The sequence below is a fragment of the Anabaena catenula FACHB-362 genome (genome assembly GCF_014698735.1).
GTDB classification, from domain to species: domain Bacteria; phylum Cyanobacteriota; class Cyanobacteriia; order Cyanobacteriales; family Nostocaceae; genus Anabaena; species Anabaena variabilis_A.
This window is the reverse complement of sequence record NZ_JACJTQ010000002.1, coordinates 163,474-186,242: the sequence shown is the minus strand read 5'-3', so window position 1 is coordinate 186,242 and position 22,769 is coordinate 163,474. Positions and strand designations below refer to the sequence as shown.

Sequence of the window (22,769 nt, the reverse complement as noted above, 5' to 3'; positions counted from 1 at the left end):
ACTTGAGTTGTCGAAAGCGCAATTTATGACGTTTTATGAAGTTAAGTAAAGCAACTCTAAGAGCTTTTGATGTGTGTTGATAAAGGGTAATCTGGGAATGATAAGCTAAACAGTGAAATATAAAAGTGACTTAGGATGAAGTGTTAAATGGGTGTTTCCTTAAAGGCTCCTCTCCTCCTTCAGGCTGCTCGTGGTGAACAAGTAGATCGTCCCCCTGTCTGGATGATGCGACAAGCGGGACGCTATATGAAAGCATATCGGGATTTGCGGGAAAAATATCCTTCATTCCGCGATCGCTCAGAAATTCCAGAAGTAGCGATCGAAGTTTCCCTCCAACCCTGGAGAGCTTTCCAACCCGACGGAGTTATTTTATTTTCCGATATTGTCACCCCCCTACCTGGAATGGGGATTGACATGGATATTGCGGAAGGGAAGGGACCGATTATTTATTCGCCCATACGCACTAAAGAACAAGTTGATCACCTGCATCCATTAGATCCAGAAGCATCCCTGCCATTTATCAAAACGATTTTGCAGGCATTAAGTCAGGAAGTAGGCAATCAATCAACGGTGTTAGGCTTTGTGGGCGCACCTTGGACATTGGCAGCTTATGCGGTGGAAGGTAAAGGTTCTAAAACCTATTCCATCATCAAAAACATGGCATTCACAGATCCGACGATTCTGCATCAGCTATTAACTAAATTAGCTGAGTCTATTGCAGATTATGTGCGCTACCAAATTGACTGTGGCGCTCAAGTGGTGCAAATGTTCGATTCTTGGGCGGGACAATTAAGCCCTCAAGATTATGATACCTTCGCCCTACCTTATCAAAAAATGGTGTTCGAGAAAGTTAAAGAAACTCATCCTGACACACCATTAATTTTGTTGGTGACAGGTAGTGCCGGACTTTTGGAAAGAATGCCTGCTTCTGGTGCAGATATCATTACTGTAGACTGGGCAGTGGATATGGCAGATGCACGGGCTAGATTGGGTAAGCACGTCAAAGTACAAGGTAATCTTGATCCAGGTGTGTTATTTGGTTCTAAAGAGTTCATCCGCGATCGCATTCTTGACACCGTTCGCAAAGCCGGCAACTGGGGACACATCCTCAATCTCGGTCATGGTGTACTCCCAGAAACACCAGAGGAAAACGTCGCTTTCTTCTTTGAAACCGCAAAAAGCCTGAATGCTTTGGTATAGCTGGATACTGCTTTTTCCGGCAATTTCAGTAGGGATGAGGTATCCTCGCCCTATTGAAAACAAGTTAATCTACTGATTCATAGAATTAGCAAGATATTATGAATACAGACACCTTAACAATTCGCCCAATGAGCAGACTAGAAGTAGATTTAGCCATTACATGGGCAAAAATTGAAGGCTGGAATCCAGGTATCTATGATGCTGAGTCTTTTTATCAGACTGACCCGCAGGGCTTTTTATTGGGCGAGTTAAACGGTGAACCAATAGGGTGTATTTCCGCTGTTGCTTACGACCAGCACTTTGGCTTTCTAGGTTTTTATATTGTCAAACCAGAGTATCGGGGGCAGGGTTTTGGGATAAAAATCTGGCAAGCCGCAATGGACTATCTTGGTACTAACCGCAACATCGGCTTAGATGGGGTAATTGCCCAACAGGAGAATTACAAAAAGTCCGGTTTCCACATCGCCTATAAACATATTCGCTACCAAGGGATGGGCAGTGGTGTGGTATCTTCTGATATTGTCCCCCTGAAAACAGTTCCTTTTCAGGAATTAGTGACTTATGATAGTCAATTTTTCCCCACAAAGAGAGCGAAATTTCTACAAAATTGGCTCTCTTTGCCAGACAGTGCTGCCTGGGGTGTTCTCAAAGATAGACATCTGGTGGGTTACGGAGTCATTCGACCCAGCGAATCAGGTTACAGAATTGGTCCATTATTTGCCAACAATGAGGAGATTGCTGAGGAAATATTTCAAGCCTTGCTAACCAAAAGTATTGATTCTTCCGTATTTATAGATATTCCAGATATTAACTCACAGGCGATAGCCTTAGTGCAACGCCACGAAATGCAGCCAGTATTTGAAGCCGCCCGGATGTACACTAAAGAAACTCCAGACTTACCCATTAAGCGTATATTTGGGGTAACAAGTCTAGAACTCGGCTAAATCTGATATTAACAACCAAAACTGAAAATTTCATGACCAAAAAACGCATTTTAGTCACCGGCGCAAGTGGCTGTATCGGTCACTATATCAGCGAAGCCTTAATTCAAAACACCAATCACGAATTGTATCTACTAGTTAGAAACCCAAATAAACTACAAGTTGATACTACAGCCCGTTCAGGTATCACAATTTTGCAGGGTGATATGCAAGAAATTAGTAAGTTTTCTAATTTACTAAAAACCATTGATACGGCAGTACTAACAGCGACATCTTGGGGTGGGGAGGGCATATTTGATATTAATGTCTTTAAAACTCTGGAGTTGATGAATCTATTAAATCCAGAAAGATGTCAACAGGTAATATATTTTTCAACCGCAAGTGTATTAGATTACAACAACCAACCACTAAAAGAAGCCGGAGAAATCGGTACGGATTATATCCGGTCTAAGTATGATTGTTTACAGAAAATAGAAAAATTAGCTATTTTCCCCAAAATTACCACTGTTTTTCCCACCATTGTTTTAGGTGGTGATGACAACAAACCTTATTCCGCTGTCACAACAGGCATTCCCGAAGTTACCAAATATATTGATATAATTCGCTTCTTACAAGCAGATGGCAGTTTTCACTTTATTCATGGACGCGATATTGCCACAGTTGTCCAATATTTAATTGATTATCCACCCGAAAAAGGGGAACCACGTCGATTTGTTTTAGGTCAATCTGCATTAACTGTCAATCAAGCAGTCAAGGAAGTCTGCGCTTATTTAGGCAAAAAGATTTACCTTCGCATTCCTATATCTTTATCTTTAGCTAATTTGATTATTGTTTTGTTTCGGATTCAAATGGCTGCATGGGATAGATTCTGCATGAAATATCGCCATTTTACCTACGCTAACGCAATTAATCCCGCTAGTTTCGACTTGCCAAATTACTGTGCAACTATGAGTGATATTTTGAGAATTAGCGGTGTGAAAGCTGGGAAATGAATATTAGGAGTTTTGCAGCTTCTAAACTCTGTTGGGCTTTGAGGATGAGTTTCCGTTGTTCGTCCGTCATAGAAGAACGCCTTCTTTACGGATATTACGAAGCAAAGAGCCGTTGCGGGTTTGGTAGTGGGTTTCGTCCATGAAAAGACAGCTAATGACAACATCATAATCTAGGGAAAGATCAGCGATCGCTTTACCCTCCTATATGAAACATGGCGATCTGCTTGCAGCAGCGCTTCGCTATCGCTTCCCTCACCGCAGGCATCACTCTACCAAGATATCTATAATTTTAGTTCCAGCACAGTGCTAGGCTGACCTCAATTTTCCAGCTTTCTCAAGAAGTCTGCAAGCAAAGTCTTATCCTGAAAAGTTGCTCGGATTGTATCATTATTGCTGTAATCAATTATGACTTCAAACCTTTCAAACTCACCAGTTGGATTATTAATGTCAAGTGTATTTATTTCAGTGAGTACATCATCAATACCCTCAAACTCATATCTTTTACCAAAGAGAGAAATGAGAATTATTTTGGTAATATAACGCTCAAGACAGTTTCTAAGCTTATTCATAAATTGATCAACTTCTTGCTTTGAAACTCGCATTAAAGCCTGTCGAAGCTTCTGTTTATCAAAATTAGTGAGACCAGCTAATTTTTTTGAGGCTGTAGTATAAATTTCGTCGGGAGTTTCTTCGTCAAATGCGACATCAAAATCAATTTCCTTAAATGCTGCTACTACATCTTTATAAGGAATGTAGATAATTGCAAATCCATTGTTTCTTAGTTGATCCAAAGCTGGTTTAGTGAAATCTCCAGCTAATACCGCACCGTAAAATGGTGCTGATAAATGATGAAGTTCAATAATAGGCAATATAGCACCTTGGATTTCTTGAGCCTTATTCTTCGAGTGTTTCGTATATCTACGCCATGCGGACTCAATAAATGCAACAGGTTTACCAATCTGGTCATCTGTACCGTTTATCTCAATCACAAAATCTAAATCATGTCTGTTCTTATATTTATCTTCCCAAGTAACTTTTTTACCAGTTCTAGCTGGACGAGGATGTTGCCAATCGAGATAGTAGCTTTTGCTTTGTGCAAACTGTAGTAGTTGAGGTTTGAGGATATCATCGAGTACGATATCTTCAAGAAGTTTGCCTAGATCTTGCCCAAATTTATGTGATGGCGATTGTGCCATAGATTTACCTTCTATCCAAAGTCGTCCTTCATGCAGTGGAACATCGTGTTTTCTGTTTTTCCACTTGATGTTACGTTGCCTAATTTGCTCAAAAGACCAGAAATCAAATCCTGCTGCAATAGCTAGTTTACCGAGCCACTGCTCAACTGGAACGTATACTCCATAGGGAGCCGAATCTCCTACTATAAAACAAACTTTACAATCAGGTGTTGCAACTCGACGAAGAGCGTGGAAAACAGATCCTAAATCGTTAAAATAGGCGGCAATCATTGTGTGATATGCCTTATTACCACCCTTAGTTCCTCGAATTCTTTCCAGTTCTTGACAGACAGGAATTAACTCATCCCGAATTGGATCAACAAGTGATTCACTTATCAAAGTATCTAGACTTAGTCGATCTTTGGAAACGTGTTGTGAACTTGAGCGGATTAGAAATTGACGAACTGCCTTGTGTAAATCTCCCCAAGAATCAACTTCACCCCAAAAAGTCATTTCAATACGCGTAGCATCTGCATAATCGTAGTTATTTGCATAAGGAGGAGAAGTTATTACTAAATCTACCAGCTGATCAGGAATACTCTTTAGGCTTCTGGCATCTTCTTGTATGAAGGTAGCTTGACTCGATTGAGCAAGAGATTGCAGGTAATACATATCTTCCTGCATCATAGCTATCTGTTTTTCTAGTGCATCAAATGGTTTACAGACTTTAAGCTTACGCTTGTTAGGAAGGATATATTGCCATTGAGCCGTACCTACGTGACTGGATATGCGTAAAATAGCAGAGATGGCTAGAAAGATGAGAGACTGTAATTCTTCAGTTAAAGATGGAGCTAGTTCAAAATAGGCTTGCCTAATTTTGAAAAGATCTATCAACGTTTCATGTAAATAGCATTTATTTAATAAGTCTGGAAGTGTTTCGGGAAGATTAGGTTGGAGATTTATAGCAGAACATTTAATTTCGGCAACTGCTTCCAAAAACTCATGAATGTTGGCTTCCCATGAAAGTTTGCCTTTTGCAAGCTTGTAAACGAAAGGATGAGCTTCAATACCAAAGGAATTTACACCAAGCTTATCCGCCGCGACACACACAGTACCAGAACCTGCAAACGGATCAAGGATAGTTTGAGGCTCCAATTCTGCGATGACTCCTTCAACCCAAGCTGCGGAGAATCCCGCAGAATAGCGGAACCATCTATGAATGGGTAATTTCATGTTATCGGTAAAAGTACCCGACCTCTCTTGGATAACTCTTGATTGAGTGTGTTCGCGAGATTCGGGTACAAAGCTGAAAAGCTCTAGCTGGGAAGCCTTAGTCATAAAGCTTCATGAGTTCAATACTCTTAATATATAACTACAACATCATAACTCTAATTGTCTTTTTATAGAATTTCTTTTTTGTCAAAGCTCCGTATCCAAAATACCATAATACTCTGACAATACCAGAGAAAAGAATTAATCCTAAAGGCAAATTGAGAAAAAAGTCAAATAGTCTTAATTTTAGTTACAGTTAGATCACAAATAAATCGTGAGGGGTGATACTATGCGTATTTTGCTAGTTTATCCAATATTTCCCAAAACCTTTTGGTCTTATGAGAAAATTCTAGCGTTAGTTGATCGCAAGGTACTGTTACCACCTTTGGGTTTGGTGACAGTAGCGGCGATTTTACCCCAAGAGTGGGAATTTAAACTTGTAGATCGTAACATTCGCGCTGCAACTGAGGAAGAATGGGCATGGGCAGATATTGTGATTTTCTCTGCCATGATTGTCCAAAAACAAGATTTACTGGATCAAATTCGAGAAGCAAAGCAGCGTGGTAAGCTAGTTGCATTAGGTGGACCTTATCCCACATCTACACCCCATGAAGTGGAAGCAGCAGGTGCAGATTACCTTATTCTCGATGAAGGAGAAATCACCTTACCCATGTTTGTGGAAGCAGTGCAGAAAGGTGAAAAATCAGGCGTTTTCCGCGCTACAGAAAAACCTGATGTCACCGGTACACCCATTCCCCGCTTTGATTTATTAGAATTTGATGCTTATGACATGATGTCAGTGCAGTTTTCGCGGGGTTGTCCTTTCCAGTGCGAATTCTGCGACATCATTGTATTATATGGACGCAAACCCAGAACCAAAACACCTGCACAACTTTTAGCAGAATTAGATTATCTCTATGAGTTGGGTTGGAGACGTGGTGTGTTCATGGTAGATGATAACTTTATTGGCAACAAACGCAATGTGAAATTGTTGCTAAAAGAGTTAAAAATTTGGATGGCTGAACATCAATATCCCTTCAATTTTGACACAGAAGCTTCTATTGATTTGGCTCAAGATCAAGAAATGATGGAGTTGATGGTTGATTGTGGATTTAAAGCCGTATTTTTGGGTATTGAAACCCCAGATGAAGATAGTTTACAACTAACTAAGAAATTCCAAAATACTCGCAGTTCTTTAACTGAGTCAGTAGAAACAATCATCAGAACTGGACTGCGGCCAATGGCTGGGTTTATCATTGGTTTTGATGGTGAAAAAGCTGGTGCAGGCGATCGCATTGTCAGATTTGCAGAACTAGCAGCCATCCCTTCCACTACCTTTGCCATGTTGCAAGCGCTACCAAATACAGCGTTGTGGCATCGTCTCACAAAAGAAGGTAGACTGCGGGAAAATAAAGACGGGAATATCAATCAAACCACGTTGATGAACTTCATTCCTACCCGTCCCCTAGAAGAACTTGCTAGGGAATATGTAGAAGCTTTCTGTGCTTTATATGATCCTGTAGCTTATTTAGATCGCACCTATCGCTGTTTCCTAATGTTAGGTTCTCCCAAATGGACAGCACCAGCTAAAAAGCCAGAATGGGTAGTTATCAAAGCATTGTTAATTGTGATTTGGAGACAAGGTTTTAAAAGAGAAACCCGCTGGAAATTCTGGCATCACTTCTTTAGCATTCTCAAGCATAACCCCAAAGTGATCGAACAATACGTTTCTACCTGCGCTCACATCGAGCATTTTATGGAATATCGGCAAATTGTGCGCGATGAAATTGAAAGTCAATTAGCCGCATATTTAGCCCAAGGTGCAGAAAAACCTTATGTTCCAGAAAAGGAAAAAGTAGAAGCGGTGGTTAGCTAAACAGATTAAAAGGCGATGTCTAGTTTGGGCATCGTCTCAGCTTTTTGATTTATTTGCATAGGCGGCCATATTCTCTCATGTTGGTTTTGCAAACTTAAACAAAGTATTCCAACTTACAAAACTATGTGAATTTACGGCAATACAAATACTTAATTTTTTCTGAATTTCAATTACAACTGTTAATTTTCATGTATAAGTAATAGTCGGAGCTAATAAAGTAGGTTAAACAGTGTCCCAAGTTATTACCAAAGATTTCGCAATCCAATGTCCTCCGCAGCAATTAATTTGGAGTGAAATTGCTGACCGAATTAGAGAACTTGGACTACCAGGAACACCAATCCGAATAATTTTAACTGCAATTCGAGAAAACAAGTTAGTATTTGAAACCAGTTTTTTAGAAACAGATAGAAAACCTGTCTGGCCTTCCTTATTAAATCTTCGTCCTCGTCAAATTTCATCATCTAAACCTTTTGTAGCAATCAGTATTATCCCCACAGGAGTCCGTGCAGAAATAGGAGGTTTTGCTGGTGATGCCACCCCAAGTGTAAATCTTTTAGCCTCAGCCTGCGATTATCTAGTTGTTAATCCCAACTCCGTTACAGCTTCTGACCTCTATTATGCTAGTGACAATGTTCTTTACCTAGAAGGCAATCTAATTTGCCATTTATTGTTGGGGCATACTACTCTGATTCCAGAAGCTCGCGCCAAAATTGGCGTGGTTATTGAGAAAGCCGAAGATAAATATTTGAATGTCATCTTCAATGCCATCAATGCTCTCAGAACTGTGGGAGGTATCAATATTGAACCTGTAATAGTTACAAGTGGGCCGGTGAGCACTGAATGTATTTTTTCTCCCTATGGTCATGCTTCTGGCAGATTTGAAGGTATTGAAAAACTGATGGAAGCATTAGATGTAGTTGCCAAAACAGAAACTACTGCTGTTGCTTTCTCTACAACTCTCTCAGTTGAAGAAGAAGTGAAAAAACAATATTTTCACGGAACAGTCATGCCAAATCCTTGGGGAGGAGCAGAGGCAATTCTGACTCACATGACGACGAATTTTTATCCTTTTACTGCTGCTCATTCACCATTATCTTTAGACTACTCAGAAGAAGAATTTAGCCTAGTGCATACTTTAGGTGACCCACGGGATGGAGCTGAATTAATCTCTAATGCATTCATCTGTTCAACTTTAAAAGGATTAACTCACTCTCCACGTCTTGTGAAATACGACACTCCTTTACCATCAGGATGTCAAGGAATTTCTGTAGAAAATGTCTCAGCAGTTGTGATGCCAGAGAGTGCCATAGGCAACATTCTCTTTTTTGCCTCTCTTGAGCAAAACATTCCAGTTATTCTGGTTCGGGGCAATCACACTCAGTATGAAATAACTCCTGCAATTCTGGGAATTGACCACAGTCAGAGGAAAATTTACTACGTAAATAGTTACATGGAAGCTGCTGGTTTACTCCTTGCTTTACGGCATGGAATTGCCCCCGAAGCGACAACACGTCCTCTACCCCAAATAAAACCCATTTTTCTGTAAAATTGAGTCTTTTCAGTCATTGCTAACAGTGGTCAGAAAAATTTAAAATCGAAGCAAGAGAGCATCTCAACTGAGATATAAATTCAGCAGCAGAATTTTTGCCAATTGGGAATGCTCTCAAACCTATTAAATTCAAAGTTAAACACCAGGTTTATGGAACCCACAGCAAGCTACACAGATGGCAAATTGTTGACCTACAAGATGATTGCATCTCATGAACCAGATATAAAACTTCGGCTACACACTCCTGCTCATCAAGGAATTCGAGGAGAATCTGAATATTTTGATGATCACATCTACGCTTATGATTTGCCTTTCTTTAAGCGTGACAAATTTGACGAAGTAGAAAAATATATTTCTAAATTATATCAAACTAAACGTACATTTTGCCTGACTGGAGGAGCTACCCAAGGAATTTTAATCGCCTGTACTCTAATGGCAAGAAAACACAAAAAGATTGCTATTGGTCTAAATATCCATTTATCAGCAATTCACGGATTTATTCTTTCAGGGGCAGAGCCATTTTTTATTCCCTCGCGTTCATTAATGCCAACAGATGAAGAAGTTATTCAAGCATTAGAAACAACAGCAGGGGAAGTTACTGCACTTTTTTTAACACATCCCAGCTATGATGGCATCACAACTAATTTGGGGAAAATTGCCAACTACTGCCGTGATAAAAATATTGAGTTCGTTGTTGATGAAGCACATGGAACTCACTTTCCTTTTTTAGCAGAGGAAAATTTATCAGCCCTGACTCAAGAATGTGACTTGGTTGTTCATAGTCTACATAAATTTGTTGGTAGTTTGGTGCAAACAGCTTTGTTACATTTACCTCAAACTTCCAGAATTACAGAAGAAGAAGTTTTGACAGCATTGTCATTGTTTGAAACTACATCGCGGAGTAATCTGCTGTTATTAAGTATAGAAGAAGCTATTCGGTTGGCTTTTGAAACAGAAAGAAAGTCTCTTTTCCAACAAGCTGCTGGTAATTGTCAGGAATTACGCTCTCTGCTAGATACTTGGGGCAATACTTTAACTTATGATTCCCTGGTTAGTGATCCATTAAAATTATGGCTGTATAGCAATCGCGCTACAGGTGATGAGATTGGTGAACTATTGTATGAACGTGGCATTAGCTATGAATACTCAAATCAGCAAGGAATATTACTGATCTTCTCCTTTCAAAATACTGATGATGATTTTGCTTATGTAGCCAAAATGCTTGAGGAAATTTATCAAATTCTTGCCAGTCAAGCACAAATAAAACAATTTAATGAAAATATGTTTGTGCGTACTCCGGTGATCCGCTGCTCACCAAGGGAAGCTTTTTTTAGCAAGAAGAAAAAAATCTTACTCCAGCAAGCTAAAGGCATGATAAGTTGTAGTTGTTTAAAAACAGTTCCTCCAGGTATTCCCATCCTAATACTAGGGGAAGAAATTACCGACTGGCATATTCAAAAAATCCAGTCAGATACCATAGTTGAAGTCATGATTTAACTAACTTTATCAAGGAAAATGATAAATGTTGTGCATTAAAACAGAAGTCAGAGAATCTAATATAGCTAATGCAGGCAAGGGATTATTTAGCCTGGAATTTGTTCCTAAAGGAAGTATAGTTTTTCTGCCCATCACTCTGTTTCCTATCGATAATATTGTTTCAGAAACACAATATCGAGAAGAGTTGAAAACAAAAGACTATTTTCCGATGAATGCCGGCATGAGATGGGCTGGGGATTATTTTCTTTACTGTAGTCAAGAACCTCATGATGCTGACTATATTAATCATGCAGACAATCCCAATCTTTTGTCATGTCTTGGGTTATTTTTTGCTTTACAAGATATTAACTTTGGAGATGAATTAACTATAGATTATAGGTATATTGGATTTACAGGAGGGGTAGAAATAAAAACGGATAACCAAGAAGAAGTTATAGGTTTATCTGCTAAAGAAGCATTATTAAAGTCAGCTACAACATTAATCAATCTGTTAAATGAAGTTGATGATATACATTGTTTTGATTTGCCTATTCAGAAGTTAACAGACAAAGAATAAAAAGTATAGCAATGGCTGGAAATAATCAATGATGGAGCAAAAAGTTGCATTGGTGACGGGTGCTAGTCGAGGTATTGGGAGAACAGTAGCACTTGGGTTGATTGAAGATGGTTTTCGTGTTGCTCTTGTAGCGCGTTCTGCTGAACATTTGCAAGCCGTTGCTTCAGAAATCGCTGAACTCAAATTGTATCCTGATTCACAAATACTACTGTTTCCTATTGATATTACTGAACGTGATGCTGTACAAAAAGTTGTTGCAGAAATTTATAGTATCTGGGGACGTATTGACTTATTTTTCAATAATGCCGGAGCATGGACAGAGGGAACTCTTGATGTATCAATTGATGAATTTGACAGAATATTCTCGATTAACTTGAAAGCAGGTTTCTATTTTCTCCAAGCTGTCGTTCCTATTATGAAACAGCAAGGGTTTGGTCAGATAGTAAATTTAGTATGCATCACTGCTAAAGGTGCTGAACCTGATTGGGGTGTATACAGTGCTTCTAAATATGCCTTTTTCGGGTTAACTGAAGCTATTCATTTTGATCTAATCAAGCATGGAATTAAAGTCACTGCTATCTGTCCGAGTTGGGTGAATACGAATATGGCACAACAAGCAGCTACACCCTATCAATCTTACGAAATGATTCAAAAAGAGGACATTTTAAATACGATCCGATGGTTATTAAAAATGTCTCCAAAAGCAGCAATTAAGGAGGTAGTTATAGATTGCCTGAGTGAGTACATCGAAGGGACATAGTCCAATATAAACCTAGATTCAATATCAAAAAAACAACGGAATCAAGAAAATGACTGATGCTAATCTTCAAGAAAAATTACCAAGTAAACCAATTGACTTTGTTAAACGGAACGATCTAAAAGGATTCCTAGCATTGCTGAGAGACTGGATGGCAATTTTCTTGATTGCTGCATTTAGTATTTGGGCAAACAATGTATTTATTTATCTGGTTTCAGTATGGGCAATTGGTATCTTTCAATTTGCCATTGGAGAGGCGTTGTTACACGAAGCAACACACAATAATTTATTTGAAAAACAATCGTGGAATGAAGGGCTAGAGTTCATTTATGGATTTCCGGTATTGAGAACAATATCCTCCTATCGGGAACATCATTTTCCTCATCATAAGGGTTTGGGAGGTGAGGAAGACTATATCCCTGAGTATTATGAAATGTTGGGGTTATACAAAGAGGATAAAAATCTGTTCTGGCTCTTGTTTGTTAAACCTGCGATGGGACTAAGAAACTGATTTTAAGACAGGAGTTTGGTCATCATCTGCCAATTCACTCCTGTTTAGTTTTTCTTCATCTTCTCTAGATTCGATCATCTCAGAAATCAAAAGGTAAAAACGATAGATTAAAAATACTGTAGATAGTGAGATTCCTATAGTTAATCCTGACCATAAGCCGATAGAACCCCAATTGAGATAGAAGCAAAATAAGTAACCGCTAGTCATCCCAATACCCCACTGAAATACTATATTAATTACTAAAGGTAAGCGAGCATCTTGGATACCCATTAACGTCCCTAAAGCAATCATGTTAAGCCCAAAAGCAATGAGAAAAAGTGATGAAATTCTCAACAAGGGAATTGCAGTTGTGATAGCTATAAGATGATCTGGCTCACTTGCATCTAAAAAAATGGTGGCAATCTGCTCTGGAAATAGACATAAAATAACGGCAGTGAGGCTAGTTGTTGCTATACCAATGGCAATTGTGGCAAATCCTGCCATCTTTGCAGCAGTGGGGTCATTCTCACCCATCCTTTGTCCAACTTGCGTCATGGCAGCGTAAGAGATTGCTATCGGCACAATCAATGATAATTCTATACTTTGCACGACAATTTCATTTGCAGCTAATAGGGTTGTTCCCATATAGCCGCTTAATAAGGCAATCAAGGTAAACAAGAATAATGTAGAAGCGTATTCCAATCCCAGGGGCCAGCCATTTTGCCAAAGTTCGCCAAACACATCTTTATTGAACTGTAGAGAAGCAAATAGTTTGTATTCTTTAAACGCAGGATGGAAGGCAAGTACGGCAGCAGCAGCCAGAAAGTTTACCCAGAAGACAAATGTACCAGCCCAACCAATCCCCGCTAATCCTAAACTTGGTAAGCCTAAATTCCCAAATATTAAAAGGTAGTTAGCAATAATATTGATAGGAATCCTAGTCAGGGCGATCGCACTAATGAGTTGGGGACGATTGAGGGCTGTGGCAATCTCCTTGAGGATTAAGAAACCTACCGCTGCTGGAAAACTCCAAACAATGGCTTTTAAATAAGTACTAGTTAGGGCTACTGTGTCTTTTTGTTGACCCAATAAAAGTAAAATTGAGTCTAGATGCCAAGTGAGCAACATCATCGGTAAAGAAAGGGCAACCACCAGCCAGAATCCTTGAGCAAAAAGTTGGCGAATGCGATCTGTGTCTCCAGCGCCAAAGGCTTCAGCTGCTAGGGGTGTGGCTCCTTCTAAAAACCCCATACACAAGAAAACTAGAGTGTAGTAGGTGATCACACCCAAAGCACCAGCCGCGAGGGATTCAATGCCTAAGATTCCCATCATGACGGTATTGATAAAACCCACGGATGCTTCTGCTAGTTGAATGCCCCCCAAAGGAACTGCTAAATTTAGGGTGGCAAAAACTTCTGATAGAAATTTTGAAGGCGATCGCATCGAATCAACTGCTCCTGAATTGGATTTGGAGTCTCTCTTACGTCAGTGTATCAATATATTAAGATTCCCCAAATCAAAGGCGCTAGGTAGAATGCCGGAATTGAGTGATCGCTTGATTTGTAACCTAAAATTGCCAATTTAATTGTACACCTAACATATCCGCTGAACTTTCAAATTTACCTTTGAGTGTTCCATCTGTAGTACTAGCCTGATTGATAGGGCTATCATCAAAGAAAATATGGGTATAGCCAACGTCGAGACTGAGTGTTTTAGAAGGTCGGTAACTCGCGCCAAACCCCTGCATCTCCTCCATCACCACCTGACAATGGAGCGCCTGTCACTACCCTAGAACCCTGATTTTTCAATCTAACTGTGGGTATAATTGCATAGGTAGCCCCAATCGCCGAATTACCTGTTAAGCGAGTTAAACCACCCGGATTAAAGAAAATGGTGCTAGCATCATTGGCGATCGCTGCACTCCCAGCAAAAGCATTACCCGTAGTTAAATCTCTTGTAGGGTGCGTCAGATGTAAAAAATTTGTTCATTTTTGCTAAATTATTGAGTCTGACGCACCCAACTAATATGCTGTCCCAAAAGCCGGAAATTACCAATTATCGTTGATTCATATCATGTTCGATTTGTATAGTGCGTAAGTCATATATTAAGACGTATTAAGACGGGAGAATCATCTTCAATGTTTTTATTTGACGACAAACCACGTTGCATATATGCTGCTTATTTGACGTTAGTATCTTACAGGCTAACACAGTCGAATAATGTTAGGACTTACGCAAGATGTGACTGAAAACCTTATTCCTGTGTAGCGGTAATTCATGAATTACCGCTACTTTAGTTCTGTTTTGCGTAAGTCCTAAATGTAAAGAAATGAATTGAGTTAAAACAAATGTCTAACACTAATCTTCCTGAAAAGTTAACAAACTTTACGGCTTACCCCCAGACAGAGCAAGCTTGCCGAGATGAACTTAGTCAGGCTAATCTTGACATTGATTCATTTAAACAGCATCGTCAGCGTTGCTCTTTGTCTAGCTGTCACGGTATGTGCTGCCATTATGGAGTTCACGTTAATCAAGAAACTGTGGAAACTATTCAAAAAGTCGTTGAAGAAGAAGCAGAGTTTTTTAAAAGCATTGGTCTTGATTTACCAAAAGAAGTAATTATCGATGATGAAGAATATGAAGACTTTCCAGTTGAAAAGTTTGAATGGAATGCTATGATTTCGGTTAAAAAAACGGCTCTTAAAGAAAAACCTTTTTCCCGTCTCGTCAACGACTATCCAAAGCATTTCAAAGACACAGCCTGTGTCTTTTTACTTGATGATTCTCGCTGTGGATTGCAGGAGCTTTCCAAAGCCAAAGGATTACATCCCTGGTACTATAAACCATTGCCTTGTTGGCTGTTCCCAATTTTTATTGCTCCAGGAGAGAACCAACCTGAAATATTTTTACCCCGCCCCGAAGCAGAACCTTGGTATTTGCCACAGTATGACTTTGATGGGTTCTTCACAAAAGTGCCTTGTGGTCAATATTCTGAGTGTGGACAAATAGGTTATATTTTGTTTCAGGAAGAACTAAAGTTTTTGTCAGCGATTGTGGGTCGAAACTTTGGGCAAGAAATTCAAGATGCGATCGCTGACTCTGCTGAGAGTGATTAAGAAACTGATTTCAATGCAGGAGTTTGATCCTCATCTGCGGCTTGGCAAGCCTAACTTACCAAAGATTAAAAGGTAGTTAGCGAGAATATTCAGGGGAATGCTAGTTAGGGCGATCGCACTAATTAATTGGGGTTGATTGAGTGCTGTAGAAATCTCTTTTCTGACAAGTTAAATTTTTCTCTTTTTCAACTCAAGAGAAAAACGAAAACTTCCTCCCCAGCAGAAACCAAAGTTTTACCCACAGGTAACACCGCCAAAGCATCAGTTTGGGCTAAATTAATTAAATTCCCAGAACTATCATCACCCTGGGCTTTTTGAAATTGATAAACACCATTTACCAGATGTAACTTACCCCAGATATAAGTTTCCATCTTGCCATTGGATATTAACTCATCACGCGATCGCACCTTTAAAGATTTCCCTTCCCACCCTTTAGCAAGTCCAGCCAGCTTTTTAATCGTCGGTTGTACAAATCTCCAGCAAGTCACCAACGCAGCCACAGGATTTCCCGGTAAACCAAAATATACAGTATTGGGGAAAGTTGCAAAAGTCAGAGGTTTACCCGGACGCATTTGCACAGCCCGAAAGTGGATTTTTGCACCAAGTGATTCTAAAATCTTATCTATATAGTCATAATCGCCTACAGACACACCACCAGAAGAAAGAACAATATCAGAATTAGCGATCGCATACTCTATAATTTCTTTTAAAGCCGCAGGATCATCCTTAACAATTCCTAAAAGTAACACTTCTGCTCCAAGTTCACGCACCAAAGTTGCCAAAGCAAACTGATTAGAATCAACAATTTGCCCTGGTTGCAGCGGTTCTTCCGGCATCACCAACTCATTACCGCTAGAAAAAATCGCCACACGAGGACGACGGAAAACACTGACTTGATCACGCTGTGCAGCCGCTAGAATTGCTATTTCCGAGGCAGTTAAACTAATACCTGCGGGTAAAAGTTCGCTTCCGGCTTTGTAAAAATCTCCCTTGTGTCTCACAAATTCTTGCGGTTGAGGTGCAGCAAAGATAGAAACGCGGTTTTCTTGCCGGTGAGTCTTTTCCTGCATAATTACAGTATCAGCACCAGCTGGCATCACCGCACCTGTGAAAATTCGCGCCGCTTGTCCTGGTTTAATAGTAATTTGGGGTTTATATCCCGCCGGAATTTCTTCCACAACTTCCAAAATAATTGGTTTTTCAGCCCTAGCTTGCTGCACATCTGCATAACGCACAGCAAAACCATCCATTGCCGAATTATCCCAATGAGGAAAATCCAAAGCACTAATTATTGGAGTTGCCAAAATGCGATTATTTGCCATCAATAAATCAACAAATTCTATATCCCGCTGGTTATCCAACGGTTGTATGGAATTTAAAATAGTAGCTTCTGCATCTCTGACTGACAGCATAGTTAATAATTACCTTTTTGTATAAAGTAAATCTTAAGTAGGGTGTGTTATGGCTTTAGCCTAAGAGGATGTTTGAAAAGTATTGCATGAAACCAATCAACCCCAAAAACCTAACCCCCCTTCCCCCCTTCCCTACAAGGGAATGGGGGTTTTAAAGCCTCTCTCCTCGTAGGAGAGAGGTTTGGAGAGAGGTTTTTCAGTAAATTTTTAGACTTCTCAAACAACCTCTAACGCACCATATTATAGTGGTTTTCAGATCACTGAGGTACAGTTTTTCATCGCCAAACCCGTAGGGGCGGGGTTTCCCCGCCCTCGATCTTCTAAAAGAGGCATTTTGAATTTTTAATAGTTTAATATCGCATAAATAAATTTATGTAAAACTAGTATGTTTTTTATCTAAAGCCAATAGACATCTCCGTATAAAAATATTATACTTTCACATAGTGCAATTTGCTGCAACAGTAAATGACTCGAAACGACACTACTTTATTTGCTTGTAAAGCATCTAAACTAGTTTAATAATTATTCCCAAAATCAAGCGTAAATATACTGATTTAACCATTTAGGAGATTTAACCAATGACTACTACTTCATGGAAAAACTCTGCCCTGACGCTGACATACAATCAACTCAGCGTATTTTCTGGTTTAGACAATTTCTGGCAGGTTTTTGATACCGCTTTTGGTACACAATACAACCGTAGTTTCGCGGAAATTCTGCGTTTACAGTGGCAAGCTGGTGATTTTAGTCAACTTCCGCAAATTGAGATTCTTGATAGTAGCATTCTTGGAACTGCTAACGGCGCTTATGCAAGTAGCACTAATAAGATTTATCTGTCAAATACCTTTTTAGAAACTGCCACATCAGCAGCTATTAGTGCGGTTCTGTTAGAGGAAATTGGACATTTTGTTGATGCTCAAATTAATACCTTGGATAGTGCTGGAGATGAAGGGGCGATTTTTGCTGAGTTAGTACAGGGTTACAGTCTGGATACTGAGACGTTGCAGGCTTTGAAAGCAGAAGATGATCACGCAGTAATTATTTTAGATGGTCAGAGTATTGCGATCGAGCAGCAAAATTTTATAGGTACAGCAGGCAATGATGTTATTGTCGGAACTTCTGGAGACGATACAATTAGCCCTGGAACAGGGAAAGACACAATAGATGGAGGGGCTGGAACTGACACTCTAATTGTTGATTACTCGGCTAATGATAATACTAATACGTCAGGTTATCCCAAAGGAATCAGCAGTTCCAATAATAATGCTGGTGGCGGAAATATCGTTGCATATAAAGGTAATGTTGGTGACTATGACCAAGTAAATTACAGCAATATTGAACAATTAAATATTACTGGGACTAAATACGATGACATAATTTATGGTGGCAGCGGGAATGACATCCTTAAGGGTGGGACTGGGAATGACACTCTTTATTCCAATGGTGGCGTGGACATTCTCGATGGTGGGGATGGGATTGACTTAGCAGTAGTAGATTTATCCAGCAACAGTGGGAATAACAATCTGGATTTTACTCAAGCTACTACCACCGCAGCAAATGGAACGCAATTTATTAATATCGAACGGGTTAACCTGACTACAGGGGCAGGTAATGACACGATTGTTGCGGGGAATTACGACGATACCATCAATAGTGGGGCGGGAAATGACACCATTACTTCTGGAACAGGGAAAGACACAATAGATGGAGGGGCTGGAACTGACACTCTAATTGTTGATTACTCGGCTAATGATAATACTAATACGTCAGGTTATCCCAAAGGAATCAGCAGTTCCAATAATAATGCTGGTGGCGGAAATATCGTTGCATATAAAGGTAATGTTGGTGACTATGACCAAGTAAATTACAGCAATATTGAACAATTAAATATTACTGGGACTAAATACGATGACATAATTTATGGTGGCAGCGGGAATGACATCCTTAAGGGTGGGACTGGGAATGATAATCTTTATTCCAATGGTGGCGTGGACATTCTCGATGGTGGGGATGGGATTGACTTAGCAGTAGTAGATTTATCCAGCAACAGTGGGAATAACAATCTGGACTTTACTCAAGCTAGTACCACCGCAGCGAATGGAACACAATTTATTAATATCGAACGGGTTAACCTAACTACAGGGGCAGGTAATGACACAATTAATAGCGGAACAGGGCAAGACACAATAGATGGAGGGGCTGGAACTGACACTCTAATTGTTGATTACTCGGCTAATGATAATACTAATACGTCAGGTTATCCCAAGGGAATCAGCAGTTCCAATAATAATGCTGGTAGCGGAAATATCCTTGCATATAAAGGTAATGTTGGTGACTATGACCAAGTAAATTACAGCAATATTGAACAATTAAATATTACTGGGACTAAATACGATGACATCCTTACGGGTCTCAGTGGGAATGACATCCTTAAGGGTGGGACTGGGAATGATAATCTTTATTCCAATGGTGGCGTGGACATTCTCGATGGTGGGGATGGGATTGACTTAGCAGTAGTAGATTTATCCAGCAACAGTGGGAATAACAATCTGGACTTTACTCAAGCTAGTACCACCGCAGCGAATGGAACACAATTTATTAATATCGAAGGGGTTAACCTAACCACAGGGGCAGGTAACGACACAATTAATAGCGGAACAGGGAAAGACACAATAGATGGAGGGGCTGGAACTGATACTCTAATTGTTGATTATTCGGCAAATGATAATACAAATACACTGGGTTATCCCAAGGGAATCAGCAGTTCCAATAATAATGCTGGTAGCGGAAATATCCTTGCATATAAAGGCACTGTTGGCGATTACGATCAAGTAAGTTACAGCAATATTGAACAATTAAATATTACTGGGACTAAATATGATGATGACATTCGTGGTGGTAGTGGGAATGACATCCTTAAGGGTGTTAATCCTAACAGCAGTACACCAGGATTAGGAGAAATAGATGTTCTCACAGGTGGTACTGGTAGCGATCGCTTTATCTTAGGAAATGCTACCAAGGTTTATTATGATGATGGCAATACTTCCACTAATGGTAGCAACGACTATGCCAACATTACCGACTTCAACACCGGAGATATTATTCAACTGCAAGGAACAAGCAGTAATTACCTTCTGGCTGTTGTTGGTGCTGATACTCAAATATTAATCAATAAACCAAATACAGAACCAGATGAACTCATTGGTATAGTCCGAAATAAAACAGGCTTGAGTCTGACTGGAACTTCTTTTAACTACGTTTCCAATGCTACTCTTCCCACCATTACCCTAGCTGTAGCACCCAGTAGTGTCACTGAAGATGGAACTCCCAACCTAGTCTACACCTTCACTCGCACAGGTAGTACTACCAATGCCTTAACGGTCAACTATGGCATCACCGGTACAGCAGCCAGTACAGACTATACAGGTGCAACACCGGGAACAGGAAAAACCATCACCTTTGCAGCCGGTAGCAGCACAGCAACCTTAACAATAGACCCCACAGCAGATACTATCGTTGAAGCTAATGAAACCGTGGCTTTAACTTTAGCCGCAGGTACAGGTTACACAGTTGGTACAACTGCTGCGGTGACAGGAACTATTACCAATGATGATGTAGCTTTACCCACCATCACCCTAGCTGTATCTCCTGCCAGCGTTACTGAAGATGGAACCGCCAACCTAGTTTACACCTTCACCCGCACAGGTAGTACAACCAATGCCTTAACCGTCAACTATGGCATTACTGGCACAGCAGCCAGTACCGACTATACTGGTGCAACACCCGGAACAGGAAAAACCATCACCTTTGCAGCCGGAAGCAGCACTGCAACCCTCACAATAAACCCCACCGCAGATACCACCGTTGAATCTAACGAAACCGTGGCTTTAACTCTAGCCACAGGTACAGGTTACACCATTGGTACAACTACAGCGGTGACAGGAACTATTACCAACGATGATGTAGCATTATCCACCATTAACTTAGCTGTATCTCCTGCTAGTGTCACCGAAGATGGAACCGGCAATCTAGTTTACACCTTCACTCGCACCGGCAGTACCACCAATGCCCTCACCGTTAACTATGGCATCACCGGCACAGCAGCTAGTACCGACTATACTGGTGCAACACCCGGAACAGGAAAAACCATCACCTTTGCTGCTGGAAGTAGCACAGCAACCTTAACAATAAACCCCACCGCAGATACCATCGTTGAAGCTAACGAAACCGTGGCTTTAACTCTAGCCGCAGGTACAGGTTACACCGTTGGTACAACTGCTGCGGTGACGGGAACTATTACTAACGATGATGTAGCTTTACCCACCATTACCCTAGCCCTATCTCCAGCCAGTGTCACGGAAGATGGAACCGGCAATCTAGTTTACACCTTCACCCGCACAGGCAGCACCACCAACGCCTTAACCGTCAACTATAGCATCGCAGGTACAGCAGCCAGTACCGACTATACTGGTGCAACACCCGGAACAGGAAAAACCATAACCTTTGCAGCCGGAAGCAGCACAGCAACCCTCACAATAGACCCCACAGCAGATACCACTGTTGAAGCTAATGAAACCGTGGCTTTAACTCTAGCCACAGGCACAGGTTACACCGTTGGTACAACCACCGTGGTAACAGGAACTATTACTAATGATGATGTGGCACCTTCTGTCACTATTAACCTCAGTGCTGACCAGACAATAGTTGAAGGCAGAACCAACCCCCAAAACGTTTCTTATACCGTTACTCTCTCCAGCACCAGCACCCAAACCATTACTGTCCAATATGCCACTGCTAACGGTACAGCCATAGCGGGTTCAGACTATACCAGCAAAACAGGAACTTTGACCTTTAACCCAGGGGTAACAACTCAATCCATCATTCTTCCTATTCTCAATGATTCCATCAATGAAGCAAATGAAACCTTTACCGTAACCCTGACTTCTCCCACCAATGCCGGCTTGGGGACTAAAACCAGCGCCACTACAACCATAACCGATACCCTCGTTGCCTCTGTTACTACTACCCTACCAACCAACGTAGAAAACCTGACTCTCACAGGAACAACGGCTATCAATGGTACAGGTAATGCAGGAGATAACGTCTTTAAGGGCAATAGTGCTAATAATACCCTTACAGGTCTGAATGGTAATGACACATACTCTTTTGTTGCTAATACTGTTTTAGGAACAGACAAAATTGTGGAAACGGCAACAGGCGGTATTGATACTATTGACTTTAGTGGTACTACTACCTCTGTGAATGTAAATTTGGGAGTAATCACCTCACAGACTGTCAACAGTAATCTTAAACTCATTCTCTCTGCCAACAACGTCATCGAAAATGCTACAGGTGGCACAGGTAATGACCGTCTCACTGGAAATGCTCTTGATAACCTTCTCATTGGTGGTGAAGGCAATGATCAACTGCAAGGATTAGCAGGAAATGATATTCTCTGGGGAGGACTAGGTGATGATCTTCTCAACGGTGGACTCGGTAATGATCAATATCGCTTCCAAGGCAATGGAGTATTTAGCACTAGTTTAGGCGTTGATTATATTACCCAGTTTGATGCCGGACAAGACAAAATTGTTCTGAGTAAAACCACCTTCAATGCCGTTACTAACAGTGTAGGACAGGCTTTAACTAACTTTGCAGTTGTCACTGATGATGCATTAGTCAATGCGAATGCTGCTCGGATTGTTTATAGTCAAAGTAGTGGTAGCCTCTTTTATAACCAGGATGGAAATGTTCTGGGTGCAGCCACGGTGTTTGAGTTTGCTCGTTTAGGGAATCTTGATATTACCCTTGCTAGTAGCGATTTTAGTTTGATTGCTTAGTTTTTTGTAGGGATTATGGTGGGTTACGCTGTCGCTCTAGCGAAGCCATGCCCGCAAGGGCTTTACCCACCCTACTTTAAGATTTATCTCGTTATC

The 22,769-nt window shown here is 40.5% G+C and carries 15 protein-coding genes; 11 read left to right on the top strand and 4 right to left on the bottom strand.

Features of this window, described 5'->3' with window-relative positions; genetic code table 11:
- Positions 1–147 precede the first annotated feature (147 nt).
- The 3 genes from hemE (at position 148) to H6G68_RS02750 (ending at position 3,133) form a co-directional block, all read left to right on the top strand.
- Positions 148–1,200 carry a uroporphyrinogen decarboxylase gene (hemE, locus tag H6G68_RS02760; RefSeq protein ID WP_190905243.1) on the top strand — a complete coding sequence of 351 codons (1,053 nt, stop codon included), beginning with the start codon at positions 148–150 and terminating at the stop codon, positions 1,198–1,200.
- A gap of 98 nt (positions 1,201–1,298) precedes the next feature.
- Positions 1,299–2,144: a GNAT family N-acetyltransferase gene (locus H6G68_RS02755; protein ID WP_190905242.1), complete on the top strand. Its 846-nt coding sequence runs from the start codon at positions 1,299–1,301 to the stop codon at positions 2,142–2,144.
- 32 nt (positions 2,145–2,176) lie between these two features.
- Positions 2,177–3,133: an NAD-dependent epimerase/dehydratase family protein gene (locus tag H6G68_RS02750; protein WP_190905241.1), complete on the top strand. Its 957-nt coding sequence runs from the start codon at positions 2,177–2,179 to the stop codon at positions 3,131–3,133.
- 317 nt (positions 3,134–3,450) lie between these two features.
- On the opposite strand, the gene H6G68_RS02745 is transcribed toward H6G68_RS02750, so the two are convergent.
- Positions 3,451–5,646: a DNA methyltransferase gene (locus H6G68_RS02745; RefSeq protein WP_190905240.1), complete on the bottom strand. Its 2,196-nt coding sequence runs from the start codon at positions 5,644–5,646 to the stop codon at positions 3,451–3,453.
- Between the two features lie 223 nt (positions 5,647–5,869).
- Here H6G68_RS02745 and H6G68_RS02740 point away from each other — a divergent pair, with 223 nt between their 5' ends.
- The 6 genes from H6G68_RS02740 to H6G68_RS02715 all read left to right on the top strand — a co-directional run bounded on the left by H6G68_RS02740 (position 5,870) and on the right by H6G68_RS02715 (position 12,326).
- Positions 5,870–7,456 carry a B12-binding domain-containing radical SAM protein gene (locus H6G68_RS02740; protein ID WP_190905239.1) on the top strand — a complete coding sequence of 529 codons (1,587 nt, stop codon included), beginning with the start codon at positions 5,870–5,872 and terminating at the stop codon, positions 7,454–7,456.
- A gap of 229 nt (positions 7,457–7,685) precedes the next feature.
- Positions 7,686–9,002: a DUF3326 domain-containing protein gene (locus H6G68_RS02735; protein ID WP_190905238.1), complete on the top strand. Its 1,317-nt coding sequence runs from the start codon at positions 7,686–7,688 to the stop codon at positions 9,000–9,002.
- Between the two features lie 153 nt (positions 9,003–9,155).
- On the top strand, positions 9,156–10,502 hold the full coding sequence (locus tag H6G68_RS02730) for an aminotransferase class I/II-fold pyridoxal phosphate-dependent enzyme (RefSeq protein WP_190905237.1): 1,347 nt from the start codon (positions 9,156–9,158) through the stop codon (positions 10,500–10,502).
- Positions 10,503–10,527: 25 nt separating this feature from the next.
- On the top strand, positions 10,528–11,058 hold the full coding sequence (locus H6G68_RS02725) for an SET domain-containing protein-lysine N-methyltransferase (RefSeq protein WP_190905236.1): 531 nt from the start codon (positions 10,528–10,530) through the stop codon (positions 11,056–11,058).
- 28 nt (positions 11,059–11,086) lie between these two features.
- On the top strand, positions 11,087–11,818 hold the full coding sequence (locus H6G68_RS02720; protein ID WP_190905235.1) for an SDR family oxidoreductase: 732 nt from the start codon (positions 11,087–11,089) through the stop codon (positions 11,816–11,818).
- 49 nt (positions 11,819–11,867) lie between these two features.
- On the top strand, positions 11,868–12,326 hold the full coding sequence (locus H6G68_RS02715; protein ID WP_190905234.1) for a fatty acid desaturase: 459 nt from the start codon (positions 11,868–11,870) through the stop codon (positions 12,324–12,326).
- Here H6G68_RS02715 and H6G68_RS02710 read toward each other — a convergent pair.
- Positions 12,315–13,748 (bottom strand): MATE family efflux transporter, encoded by a 1,434-nt coding sequence (locus H6G68_RS02710; protein ID WP_190905233.1) that lies wholly within the window; start codon positions 13,746–13,748, stop codon positions 12,315–12,317. The two genes, H6G68_RS02715 and H6G68_RS02710, sit on opposite strands and share 12 nt — an antisense overlap.
- Before the next feature lie 124 nt (positions 13,749–13,872).
- Positions 13,873–14,052: an outer membrane protein transport protein gene (locus H6G68_RS02705; protein WP_190905232.1), complete on the bottom strand. Its 180-nt coding sequence runs from the start codon at positions 14,050–14,052 to the stop codon at positions 13,873–13,875.
- Between the two features lie 601 nt (positions 14,053–14,653).
- Between H6G68_RS02705 and H6G68_RS02700 the strand changes: the two genes are divergently transcribed.
- On the top strand, positions 14,654–15,421 hold the full coding sequence (locus tag H6G68_RS02700) for a DUF3109 family protein (RefSeq protein ID WP_190905231.1): 768 nt from the start codon (positions 14,654–14,656) through the stop codon (positions 15,419–15,421).
- Between the two features lie 185 nt (positions 15,422–15,606).
- Here H6G68_RS02700 and H6G68_RS02695 read toward each other — a convergent pair whose 3' ends face one another.
- Positions 15,607–16,833, bottom strand: coding sequence for a molybdopterin molybdotransferase MoeA (locus H6G68_RS02695; protein ID WP_190905230.1), 1,227 nt, complete (start codon positions 16,831–16,833; stop codon positions 15,607–15,609).
- Between the two features lie 578 nt (positions 16,834–17,411).
- Here H6G68_RS02695 and H6G68_RS27025 point away from each other — a divergent pair.
- Complete coding sequence (locus tag H6G68_RS27025; RefSeq protein ID WP_190905229.1) at positions 17,412–22,673, top strand: beta strand repeat-containing protein; 5,262 nt, start codon at positions 17,412–17,414, stop codon at positions 22,671–22,673.
- Positions 22,674–22,769 lie beyond the last annotated feature (96 nt).